Origin of the sequence: Streptomyces sp. SID5643 (assembly GCF_009872555.1) — a bacterium.
GTDB classification, from domain to species: domain Bacteria; phylum Actinomycetota; class Actinomycetes; order Streptomycetales; family Streptomycetaceae; genus Streptomyces; species Streptomyces iakyrus.
This window is the reverse complement of record NZ_WWIC01000175.1, coordinates 55,714-67,044: the sequence shown is the minus strand read 5'-3', so window position 1 is coordinate 67,044 and position 11,331 is coordinate 55,714. Positions and strand designations below refer to the sequence as shown.

Annotated in this window: 11 protein-coding genes; 4 read left to right on the top strand and 7 right to left on the bottom strand. The window is 72.8% G+C overall.

The annotated features are described in order from the left end of the window. On the bottom strand, positions 1 to 846 hold an 846-nt coding region (locus GTY56_RS20935; RefSeq protein ID WP_161366887.1), incomplete at its 3' end, for a DEAD/DEAH box helicase. Positions 847 to 998: 152 nt separating this feature from the next. Beyond that, positions 999 to 1,202, bottom strand: coding sequence for a cold-shock protein (locus tag GTY56_RS20930; protein ID WP_003991681.1), 204 nt, complete (start codon positions 1,200 to 1,202; stop codon positions 999 to 1,001). 347 nt (positions 1,203 to 1,549) lie between these two features. Here GTY56_RS20930 and GTY56_RS20925 point away from each other — a divergent pair, with 347 nt between their 5' ends. From GTY56_RS20925 to GTY56_RS20915, 3 genes are all read left to right on the top strand, one after another. Then, positions 1,550 to 3,757 carry an MMPL family transporter gene (locus GTY56_RS20925; RefSeq protein ID WP_161366886.1) on the top strand — a complete coding sequence of 736 codons (2,208 nt, stop codon included), beginning with the start codon at positions 1,550 to 1,552 and terminating at the stop codon, positions 3,755 to 3,757. A 106-nt stretch (positions 3,758 to 3,863) separates the two neighbouring features. Continuing rightward, positions 3,864 to 5,096, top strand: a complete 1,233-nt coding sequence (locus tag GTY56_RS20920; protein ID WP_161366885.1) for a sensor histidine kinase — start codon at positions 3,864 to 3,866, stop codon at positions 5,094 to 5,096. Next, complete coding sequence (locus tag GTY56_RS20915; RefSeq protein WP_161366884.1) at positions 5,093 to 5,770, top strand: response regulator transcription factor; 678 nt, start codon at positions 5,093 to 5,095, stop codon at positions 5,768 to 5,770. The genes GTY56_RS20920 and GTY56_RS20915 overlap by 4 nt, the downstream gene beginning before the upstream one ends. Positions 5,771 to 5,779: 9 nt before the next feature. Here GTY56_RS20915 and GTY56_RS20910 read toward each other — a convergent pair whose 3' ends face one another. From GTY56_RS20910 to GTY56_RS20895, 4 genes are all read right to left on the bottom strand, one after another. Then, a complete protein-coding gene (locus GTY56_RS20910) occupies positions 5,780 to 6,943 on the bottom strand; it encodes a serine hydrolase domain-containing protein (protein ID WP_161366883.1) in 1,164 nt (387 codons plus the stop codon). A 96-nt stretch (positions 6,944 to 7,039) separates the two neighbouring features. Further along, entirely contained in the window at positions 7,040 to 7,753 is a 714-nt protein-coding gene (locus tag GTY56_RS20905) for a response regulator (protein WP_161366882.1), read from the bottom strand. Further along, a complete protein-coding gene (locus GTY56_RS20900; protein WP_161366881.1) occupies positions 7,750 to 8,919 on the bottom strand; it encodes a sensor histidine kinase in 1,170 nt (389 codons plus the stop codon). Before GTY56_RS20900 ends, GTY56_RS20905 begins: the two co-directional genes overlap by 4 nt. An 84-nt stretch (positions 8,920 to 9,003) precedes the next feature. Next, positions 9,004 to 9,387 (bottom strand): ArsR/SmtB family transcription factor, encoded by a 384-nt coding sequence (locus GTY56_RS20895; protein WP_161366880.1) that lies wholly within the window; start codon positions 9,385 to 9,387, stop codon positions 9,004 to 9,006. Between the two features lie 97 nt (positions 9,388 to 9,484). Here GTY56_RS20895 and GTY56_RS20890 point away from each other — a divergent pair, with 97 nt between their 5' ends. Further along, a complete protein-coding gene (locus tag GTY56_RS20890; protein ID WP_237524946.1) occupies positions 9,485 to 10,783 on the top strand; it encodes an MFS transporter in 1,299 nt (432 codons plus the stop codon). A 35-nt stretch (positions 10,784 to 10,818) separates the two neighbouring features. Here the strand turns inward: GTY56_RS20890 and GTY56_RS40680 are convergent, their stop codons facing one another. After that, entirely contained in the window at positions 10,819 to 11,052 is a 234-nt protein-coding gene (locus tag GTY56_RS40680) for a GYD domain-containing protein (protein WP_346345529.1), read from the bottom strand. Between the last annotated feature and the right edge of the window lie 279 nt (positions 11,053 to 11,331).

The following is an 11,331-nucleotide window of genomic DNA, read 5'->3' as shown; positions in this document are numbered from 1 at the left end:
GTGGTGCTCCATCGTGGTGACGGCGCCCGCGGACGGGTCGACGGAGTGGACCACGGGGTCGTGCAGGTAGGTGCGGACCAGCCGGTCGACGTTGCGGTCCAGGGTGGCCGAGAACAGCATCCGCTGCCCGCCGGGCCGCACCTGGTCGAGCAGCGCGGTGACCTGCGGCATGAAGCCCATGTCGGTCATCTGGTCGGCCTCGTCGAGGACCGTGATGCCCACGTGGTCCAGTCGGCAGTCACCCCGGTCTATGAGGTCCTTGAGCCGGCCGGGCGTGGCGACGACGACCTCGGCGCCGGTGCGCAGCGCGTTCGCCTGCCGGCCGATCGGCAGGCCGCCGACCACCGTGGCGAGCCGCAGCCGCAGCGCGCGGGCGAACGGGGTGAGGGCGTCGGTGACCTGCTGGGCCAGCTCACGGGTGGGCACCAGGACGAGAGCCAGGGGCTGCCGGGTCTCGGCCCGCTGCCCGTCGACGCGGGCCAGCAGAGCGAGCCCGAAGGCGAGGGTCTTGCCCGAGCCGGTGCGGCCGCGGCCGAGGACGTCCCGGCCGGCCAGCGAGTTGGGCAGCGTCGCCGCCTGGATCGGGAACGGCGCGGTCAGGCCCTCGGCGCGCAGCGCGGCCTTGAGCCGCTCGGGCAGGTCGAGGTCGTCGAACGCCTCGACGGCGGGCAGCGCCGGGGTGACGGTGGCGGGCGGTGCGAACTCCTGGCTGGGAGCGGGACGGCGCCCTCCGCGTCCGCCGCCCGCGGAGCGGCCGGCGTTGCCGGCGCCGCCGGACTTGCGGGGCCGGTGCCCGTTGCCGCGGGAATGGGGAGAGCCGTTGTTCTTACGAGCGGTGCGGTCCATGCGGAACCTTCCTCGATGCGGCACGCGTCGAGGAATGCGCGGCGGCGCCGAAGGGCCGCTGGATTCGCAAGAGTTGAGCCGGAGAAGTGCAAAACGAGCCGGGGCCCGCACCGCGAGGGTGCGGGCCCCGGTTCAGGGCGTTCGCGTACGCGTCAGGCGGGAACGATGTTCTCGGCCTGCGGGCCCTTCTGGCCCTGCGTGACGTCGAAGGTGACCTTCTGGCCTTCCTGGAGCTCACGGAAGCCAGAGGTGGCGATGTTCGAGTAGTGGGCGAAGACGTCCGGGCCGCCACCCTCCTGCTCGATGAAGCCGAAGCCCTTTTCCGAGTTGAACCACTTCACGGTGCCGGTAGCCATATGAATCTCCCTTGAGGGCAGTACTCAGGGCCCGCACCTTGCGGACCCGTAGTCGCCGATCTGATCACCCTAAGGAGATCCGAGAATCCTCGGACACAAAAAAGAGTGCTCGTCGACAAAAGGTCGAAAGAGCACTCGAAGTCTCTGGGAACCAAAACTGCAACGCGAACCAACGTAGCACAGGCCGCGTCGGATGGCCCGGAAATCTCGTACCCGGGGTGGATCGGTCCGCCCGTTCGTACTGCGTTTCGAGTACCGGAGATTGTCGGCAGGCGCACGACGACGGGACGGCCCCCTCACGGACAGGCTCGACACACGTCCGACACCAGATGGGGAGATCTCCTGCCGTGGCTGCTTTCCTGTATCGACTGGGCCGTCTGGCCTTCCGGCGGCGCTGGTACGTCGCCCTTGTCTGGGCGGCCGTCCTGGCCGCCGTGGGACTGGGCGCCCTCAAGGCGCCGGGGGCCGTCGACGAGGAGTTCTCGATGCCCGGCATCGAGTCCCAGAAGGCGTTCGACCTGATGGAGCAGCGCTTCCCCGGCGCCACGGCCGACAGCGCGACGGCCCGGGTCGTCTTCATCGCGCCGAGCGGCGAGAAGGTCACGGCCGCCGAGAACAAGAAGGCCGTCGAGAAGGCCGTGGCCGGACTCGGCGACGGCACGCAGGTCGCGAACGCCGTCGACCCGTTCGCGGCGAAGACCATCAGCAAGGACGGCACGACGGCCTTCGCGACGGTCACCTACAAGGTCGGCGCGGCCGACCTCACCGACGCCGGCCGCAGCCATCTGGAGCGGACCATCGACCAGGCGCGGGACTCCGGGCTGACCGTCGAGGCGGGCGGTTCCGCGCTGGCCGCCGAGGGCGGGCCGGGCGGCATGGCCGAGCTGATCGGCGTGGCGATCGCCGCGGTGGTGCTCCTGATCACCTTCGGTTCGCTGGCCGCCGCCGGGCTGCCCCTGCTGACGGCCGTGATCGGCGTCGGCGTGAGCATGGCCACGATCCTCGCCCTGTCCAGTGCCCTGGGCCTGTCCACGACCACCGGCACCCTCGCGATGATGCTGGGCCTCGCCGTCGGCATCGACTACGCCCTGTTCGTCGTCTCCCGCTACCGCGAGGAGCGCGCCAAGGGCCGCACACCGCAGGAGGCGACCGGAACGGCCGTCGGCACGGCCGGTTCCGCGGTCGTGTTCGCCGGGCTCACCGTCGTGATCGCGCTGGCCGGTCTCGCCGTGGTCGGCATCCCGATGCTCACCAAGATGGGGCTGGCCGCGGCGGGCGCGGTCGTCGTCGCCGTGCTGATCGCCCTCACCCTCGTCCCGGCGCTCCTCGGCTTCTGGCCGAACGCCGTGCTCACCCGCAAGGCCCGCAGGAGCGGCCGGATCGAGGAGAGCACCGGGGCCAACGCCGGCACCCGCTGGGCGCGGTTCGTGCTGCGCCGCCCCCTGCCCGTCCTGCTCCTCGGCGTCGTCGGCCTGGGCGCCCTCGCCCTGCCCGCCGCCGATCTCCAGCTGGGCATGCCCGGGGACGAGGCCAAGCCGGTCTCCACCACCGAGCGCCGGGCCTACGACGCGCTCGCCGAGGGCTTCGGACCGGGCTTCAACGGACCGCTGACCGTCGTCGTGGACGCCAAGGGCGCAGCCGACCCGAAGGCCGCCGCCGGCACGATCGCCAAGGAGATCGGCGGCACCGAGGGCGTCGTGTCCGTCTCCCCGGCCCGCTTCAACGAGGCCGGCGACACCGCCGTCTTCTCGGCCGTGCCCGCCACCGCGCCGACCGACGAGAAGACCAGGAACCTGGTGACCGCCATCCGGGACGAGCGCCCCGGTATCGAGTCCGGCACCGGTGCGAGCTACGAGGTCACCGGCACCACCGCGATGAACATCGACATCGCCGAGAAGGTCCAGGCGGCGCTCATTCCGTACCTGGTCGTCGTGGTCGGCCTGGCGATCGTGCTGCTGCTGGTGGTCTTCCGGTCCCTGCTCGTCCCGCTCAAGGCGGCCCTCGGCTTCCTGCTGTCGGTGCTGGCCTCGCTCGGCGCGGTCGTCGTGGTCTTCCAGCAGGGCCACGGCGCGGAACTCCTCGGCGTGGAGCAGACCGGCCCGATCATGAGCCTGATGCCGATCTTCCTGGTGGGCATCGTCTTCGGCCTCGCGATGGACTACGAGGTGTTCCTCGTCTCCCGCATGCGGGAGGCGTACGTCCACGGCGAGTCGCCCTCCCAGGCGATCACCTCCGGCTTCCGCCACAGCGCCCGGGTGGTCGTGGCCGCCGCCCTCATCATGATCGCGGTGTTCGCCGGGTTCATCGGCGAGAGCGACTCCATGATCAAGATGATCGGCTTCGGGCTCGCCTCGGCCGTCCTGTTCGACGCCTTCGTCGTACGGATGGCGATCGTGCCGGCCGTCCTCGCCCTGCTCGGTGACAAGGCCTGGTGGCTGCCGAAGTGGCTGGACCGGGCGCTGCCGCGGGTCGACGTGGAGGGTGAGGCCCTCAGCCGGCCGGCGCGGGAACCGGCCGCGGACACCGCACCCGGCCTGGAGCCGGCCCGCACCTGAGGAACCCCCGCCCAGGGCCGTCCGTGGTGAAGGACACGGGCGGCTCCCGGGCGTTGCGGCCCGCCGTCGACCACGATGGTCCCAGCCCCACCGACCGGAGAGCCCGATGATCATCAGTCTGGAGCGGCGCTACCAGGACCGCCTCGAGGAGTTCTCGGCACGCCACGTGTTCCTCGTCGATCTGGCGATGGTCCTGGCCCTGATGGGCTGTACCGCCCTCGGCGCCACGCTCACCATGCCCGGTGCCGGACCGCCGGACCATGACGAGACCACCGCCGCCGTCATGGGAGTGGCCTGTCTCGTCCTGCTCAAGCACCGCACCCACCCGCGCACCACCGTCGTCGTGGCCGGGGCCTGCACGGTGACCGCGGTCGGACTCGGCTACCTGGTCACGCCCCTGCTGCTGGCACCGGTCATGGCGGCCCTCTACTGGCTGGCCGCGCTCACCGACCGCAGGTCCACCCGCATCCACGGTCTGATCACCCTGTTCGCGGTGACGCTCGCGGCGGTGTTCTCGGGCTCCATGAACCACGTCTCGCTGCTGCTGCGGACGATCGGCCCGGTCTTCTGGCTGATGCTGCCGCTCGCCGCCGGCAAGATGACGCAACTGCGGCGCGCCTACCTCCGGTCGGTGCAGGCCCGGGCCGAACGCGCCGAGCGCACCAGGGAGGAGGAGGCCCGCCTGCGGGTCACCGAGGAGCGGGTGCGCATCGCCCGGGAGCTGCACGACGTGGTGGCCCACCACATGGCTCTGGCCAACGCCCAGGCGGGCACGGCCGCCCACCTCGCCCTCACCAGCCCCGAGCAGAGCCGGAAGATCCTCACCGACCTGACCGGCACCACGTCCTCCGCGCTGCGGGAACTCAAGGCCACGCTCGGTCTGCTGCGCGACGACGACGCCCCCGGCTCCCCGGGGCTGGAACCGTCCCCGGGCCTGGCCCGCCTGCCCGAACTGGTCTCGGCGTGCCAGTCGGCGGGGCTGAAGGTCACCGTCACCACGGCGGGGGAGCCGCAGCCGCTGTCGCCCGGCGTCGACCTGACCGCGTACCGGATCGTGCAGGAGGCCCTCACCAACGTCACCAAGCACGCCACGGCCGAGGCCGCCCGCGTCCTGCTCACCTACACCGGCTCCCGGCTGCTGATCACGGTCAGCAACGACGGCCCCAGCAAACCGGAGGCCGCCCGGGGGCGCGGCTTCGGCGTGACGGGCATGCGCGAACGCGCCCTGTCCATCGGCGGCGAACTGTGCGCGGGCCCCCGCCCCCAGGGCGGCTTCGAGGTCACCACCGCGCTGCCCCTGCAACCCTCCGTCCACCTCGCGGAAGGAACCCCCGCATGAGCATCAGGGTGCTGCTCGCCGACGACCAGGCGCTGCTGCGGGCCACGTTCCGCATCCTCATCGACTCGTGCCCGGACCTGGAGGTGGTCGCCGAGGCCTCCGACGGCGCCGAGGCGGTCGAGCGGACCCGGGAGCTCCGCCCCGACATCGTCCTCATGGACATCCGCATGCCCGGCACCGACGGCCTCACCGCCACCTCCGAGCTGTGCGCCGACCCGGAGCTGTCCGCCACCCGCGTCCTGATCCTGACCACGTTCGAGACCGAGGACTACGTCGCCCAGGCCCTGCGCGCCGGCGCCAGCGGCTTCCTCGGCAAGGACGTCACCGCCGACACCCTCCTGACGGGTCTGCGCACGGTGGCCTCCGGCGAGGCCCTCCTCTCGCCCGTCGCCACCCGCTCCCTGATCACCCGCTTCCTCATGGCGCCGGCCCCCGGCACCGGCCTCGCGTCCCCCGAGCGCCTCGCCGACCTCACGGTCCGGGAGCGGGAGGTGATGGCGCTGGCCGCGGAGGGCCGGTCCAACACGGAGATCGCCGAGGACCTCACGCTCAGCCCGCTGACCGTGCGCACGCACATCCACCGGGCCATGACCAAGCTGCACGCCCGGGACCGCGCGCAACTGGTCGTCATCGCGTACCAGACGGGGCTGGTGCGGGCGACGCCACCGGCGTGACGCGGGGTCCTACGGCCTGCCGTACGCCGCCACCATGATGCTCTCGGCGGTCCTGTTCATGCCCTCGCCCTTGGCGTCGGTGGAGTTGACGCTGTAGACGAGGGTGCGGGAGCCGTCGCGGGTGGAGGCGATGGCGGCGTTGTACCCCCAGCGCCCGCCCGTCTTGCCCCACACCTCGCGTCCGCCCAGCACCTTCATGGACAGGCCCACGGAGTAGGCGGCCGGTTCCCCCGTCCCGAAGTCGGTCACCTCCGGCAGGGTGAACATCTCCTCCAGCAGCGGCCCGCGCACCACACGGCCCTGGAACAGGGCGTCGGTGAAGCGCTCCAGGTCGGCGGTGGTCGAGATGATGTCCCCGGCCGCCCATCCGTCCGTCGCCCTCCACACGGAGACGTCCCGGAGCCCGGTCGTGCCGTCGTCCAGGCGCATGGTCTGGTAGCCGTGGTTGTGCGGCCCGGCGATGCGGGCGGCGGACCCGGGGAGGTAGGTGTTCCGCAGCCCGAGCGGCCCGAGCACCCGCCGGGCGACCTGGCGCTCGTAGGAGTCATGGGTGACGCGCTCGATGAGCAGGCCGGTGACGGTGTAGCCGATGTTGAGGTAGTGCTGGCGCTCGCCCGGCGCGAACTCGCGCTTCTTCGACGTGGCCGAGCGGACCATGTCCTCGGGGTCGTGGACCTGGAAACGGTTCGCGTACGCCTCCTCGACGGTGGTGCCGGGGAAGCCGGGGGCCGGGATGCCGTGCGTGTGGTTGAGGAGCTGCCGGACGGTGACGCCCGCGTACGACGCCGGGATCAGCTCCGGCAGGTAGGAGCGGGCGCTGCGGTCGAGGTCCAGCCGTCCCTCCTGGGCCAGTTGCAGGGCGACCGCGGCGGTGAAGACCTTGGTCACCGACCCGGCGCGGAAGCGGGCGGCCGGATCGGCGGGCCGGCCGGTCCGCAGATCGTGCACACCCGAACTGCCGTGCCAGACACCTTCCCTGCCCCCGACCCGCACGAGCGCGGCGGTGGCGTCGGCACGGGGAAGGCCCGCGATGGCGGCTTCGAGGGCCGGGCCCGGGGACGGCGCGGCCGTCGACGCGGCGGGGGCGGAGGCGGCGGCCGGGAGCACGGACGGCCCCACGGCGATCCCGGCGACGAGGACGGCGGCGGTGAGCAGACCGGTACGCATCTTCATGGCGAACTCCGTTGGGACGAGGCGACGTTGTGCGACGCCCTCATCCTCCGCAGCCGTGCCGTCCCGCGGATCGCCCCCGCCGGTGGTCCTGCGGCGTCACTTCCTCGCCTGCGCGGGGGAGGGCCCGGCCCCGGCCGCTCCCCCGGGCGGGGGATCCCCGGCCGCGACGAGGCCGGTCTCGTACGCGCAGATCACGGCCTGGATGCGGTCCCGGAGGCCCAGTTTCGCCAGCACGTTGCCGACGTGCGTCTTGACGGTGTGGTCGCTGACCACCAGCTCGGCGGCGATCTCGGCGTTCGACAGGCCGCGCGCGAGCAGCAGCAGCGTCTCGCGCTCCCGGGCGGTCAGGACGTCCAGCCGCGGGTCGGGCCGGCGGCCGCGGGCGGCGGCGGGCCGGGTGTACTGCTCGACCAGCCGCCGGGCGACGGAGGGGGCGAGCAGCGAGTCGCCCCGGGCGACGACCCGCACGGCGTGCACGAGGTCGTCGCGGCGGACGTCCTTGAGCAGGAAGCCGCTCGCGCCCGCGTGCAGCGCGTCGTACACGTACTCGTCGGAGTCGAAGGTCGTCAGCATCACCGTCCGGCAGTCGCTCGCCGCGCTGATCACCCGGCAGGCCTCGATGCCGTCCGTGCGGGGCATCCGGATGTCGAGCAGCGCGACGTCGGGCGCGTGCCGGCGCACCGCGTCGACGGCGCCGCCGCCGTCAGCCGCCTCGGCGACGACCTCGATGTCCGGCTGCGCGTCCAGGATCATCGCGAAGCCGCTGCGCACGAGTTCCTGGTCGTCGGCGACGACGACACGGATCGTCACGTCCCCGCCTCCGCCGCGACGGAGAGGGGAATGCGCACCCGCACCTCGAAGCCGTGCCCGTCCGCTCCCGGCCCGGCGACCGCGTCGCCCCCGTGCGCGGCGGCCCGCTCCCGGATGCCGGCGAGCCCGTGCCCGCCCCGGTGGGGCACGGCCTGCGCCCCTCGCCCGTCATCGCTCACGCCGACCTCCAACTCGTCCTCCCTGCGGATCAGTTCCACGGTCACGGTCTGCGCCTCCGCGTGCCTGACGACATTGGTCAGAGCCTCCTGGACCACCCGGTAGACGGTCACCCCGACCCCGTCGGCCACCGGCCCGGTGTCTCCCGCGGTCCGGTACTCCACGTCGAGCCCGCTGCCGCGCACCCGGTCGAGAAGGCCGGGCAGCGCGCCGAGCCCGGGCTGCGGCTCGCGCGGGGCGGTGCCGCCCTCCTCGGCACCGTCCCGGAGCACCCCGAGCATGTGACGCAGTTGCGCCATGGCGTCCCGCCCGGTCGCGGAGATGGCGTCGAAGGCGGCCTCGGCCCGCTCGGGCGCGGCCCGTACCGCCACCGGTCCGGCCTCGGCCTGCACGATCATCAGGCTCACGGCGTGGGAGAGGATGTCGTGCATCTCCCGCGCGATCCGGGCCCGTTCGCGCGCGGCGGCCTGTTCGGCCTCGACGCGGTGGGCCCGCTGCCGGGCGTCGGTCAGCCGCCCGAAGACGTAGGCCGCGGCGAAGACGAAGACGGAGAAGGTCAGTTCACGGGCCGACCGGGTGTTGAGCCAGACGCCCACCGGCACGGCCACCACCAGCACCAGTCCGGCGACGAGCCGCCGCACCGGGCCCGCCAGCGCGGCGATGGTGTACGTGACCACCAGCCCGGCGTACGGCAGCGGCTGCCCGGGCCCGTCGACGGTCAGCCGGTACAGCAGGTTGGTGCCCAGTATCGCGAACAGCACGGCGAGCGGAGCGCGCCGGCGCCAGACCAGGGGCACGACGGTGAGCGTGCTCATCCCGTACGCGGCCCAGGTCGCCGGCGGCAGCCCGGGCGCGCGCGGCACCAGGAACGGCATCGTCATCGCGCCCTGGACGAGCAGCGCGACGCCGATGTCGACCAGAAGCGGATGGGCCGCTCCCAGCGCCCGCCCGCGCTCCCACCACGCGCGCACTTCCCCGCGTATGCCCATGGCGACCTGCCCCCGTCCCGTGCGGCCCGACCCCGGAACGGTAGCGGGACGGCGGCCTCACGCGCCGGGAGAACAAGCCCTGGTTCAGGGCGCGTCCGGCGGTGTCCAGGCCGCCACCAGGTCCACCAGCCCGGGGAACCGGGCGTTGAGGTCATCCACGCGGACGTGGCTGCGGCGTTCCAGGCCGTACTGGCGCTGGCGGGTGACGCCGGCCTCGCGCAGGGCCTTGAAGTGGTGGGTGAGGGAGGACTTGGGGCGGTCGAGGCCGAACCAGCCGCAGGAGTGGTCGAACGCCTCCGAGTCGAGCAGGAGTTTGCGCACGATCCGCAGCCGCAGCGGGTCGCTCAGCGCGCCCAGCACGGTCTCCAGCCGCAGCTCCCCGACCGCCGGCTCGGGCAGCGGTTCCGGCAGGTTCTCCGGCTCCGGCACGACCTTGATGACCGGCGCCTGTCGAACCGTCGCAGACATAGGCAACTCCCTGTAACCGAAATCCTATGTACGAGTTTAATCGTACTGCATGTTAAGTTCGAATGGACTCGTACTTAGCTTGCCGAGGGAGCAACCCATGTCGCAGAGCCGGACCTCGTCCGCCGGGACGGTGGACGCCCATCAGGTGGATGACCAGCCGGCCGCAGTGCCGGAGCCGGCCACGCCCGCACCGCCGGAGCGGGCCGCCGCGGCCCGCACGCCCACCTGGTGGGTGTGGCTGGCGGCCTGGCCGGTCACCGCCGTCTTCGTGCTGTCCAACGCGGCGACCCCGCTGTACGTGCTGTGGCAGCGCGACATCGGGTTCTCCAAGGGCACGCTGACCGTCGTCTTCGCGTTCTACATCGTCGGACTGCTCGGCTCGCTGCTCGTGTCGGGCGTCGTCTCCGACCGGCTGGGACGCAAGCCCGTGCTGCTGCCCGCCCTCGCGCTCGCCCTGGCCGCATGCGCGATCTTCGCGACCGCCACGACGGTCGTCGCCCTGATCGTCGCCCGGCTGTTCACCGGTATCGCCGTCGGCGCGGTCGTCTCCGCCGGAATGGCCGCGGTGATGGACGTGGCGGGCCCGGAGCGCAAGCGGCTGGCCGCGCTGCCGGCCTCCTGCGCGATGGTCTTCGGGGCCGGTCTCGGCCCGCTGCTCGCCGGCCTGCTGAGCGAGACGCTCCCGGGCCCCACCGTCACCGTCTTCGTCGTCGAGGCGGTCCTGCTGCTCACGGCCGTCCTCGCCGTGCTGCGCATGCCGGTACGCCGTCCCGCCGGCCGCGGCAAGGGCGCCTGGGTGCGCGTGCCCGGCGTGCCGCACGGCAACGGCATCCATCTCGCCCTGGGCATCGCGGTGTTCGCCCCCGGCATCACCGCCACGTCCTTCGTGCTGTCGCTCGGCCCCACCCTGCTGACCGAACTGCTCGGCACCACCAGCCGGATCGTGGCCGGAGCCATGGCGTTCGCCATGTTCCTCGCCGCCACCGGCGTCCAGTTCGCCGTGCAGAGGCTGCCCCGGCGCACCATCCTGGCCGCCGGTGCGATCAGCACCACCCTCAGCATGGCCGCGCTGATCGCCGCCGTGCACGCCTCGTCGGTCGCGCTGCTCGTCGCCTCCGCCCTGCTCGCCGGGGCCGGCCAGGGCATGGGCCAGCTCGGCGGCCTGTCACTGCTCAACTCCACCGTCCCGGCGCAGCGTCTCGCCGAGGCCAACGCCGCGCTGAACGTGGGCGGTTACCTCCCGGCCGGCCTCCTGCCGGTGTCCACCGGCTACCTCATGGACGCGGTGGGCCTGCCCACCGGCGCGACCCTCTTCGGCACCGCCCTGATGGGCCTCGCCGTCATCGGCGGACTCGTCGTGCTCTCCGGCCACCGCCGGGTGGCCGAGCCGGTGTGACGGGCCGCGACGCCTCGCAGCGGGCGCGCACCCCCTCACGCTCCCGCGGCCCGGAAGGTGACCTCTCGGCGGACGGCCTCGTCGATCTCCTCGACGGTGAGCAGTGGTGTCGCCCGGGTGCGGACGGTCCCGCTGGCCTTGACGGTGAGGCTGACGGCGGCCATGGAGACGCTGTCGGGGAAGTCGAGGATCATCACGACGTCGTCGTCCCCGAAGGCGAAGTACATCGCCTCGACCCGCCCCCCGAGCCCGCTGACGACCTGCTCCACGCGGCCCGGCGCCCACTGCCCCCCTCTCCGAGCAGGCCCTTGGAGCCTTAGGTGGTGTAACCGGCCTGAATGAGGAACTTCGGCATCGCTGTTTGCCGCCCATCGCTAGTCGGGTGTGCGGCATGTCATCCCGGCGTGTCGGCGGTCGCTGTGCGCAGAGGCTCGTATTCACCCGCTCGGCAGCCGTCAGGAGGCCATCGCCGTGTGGAAGTGTCTTCCCTCCACGAGGGCACGGACCTCACGTTCGAGACATCCGGGCCGCAGGGGGAAGGCGGCCGC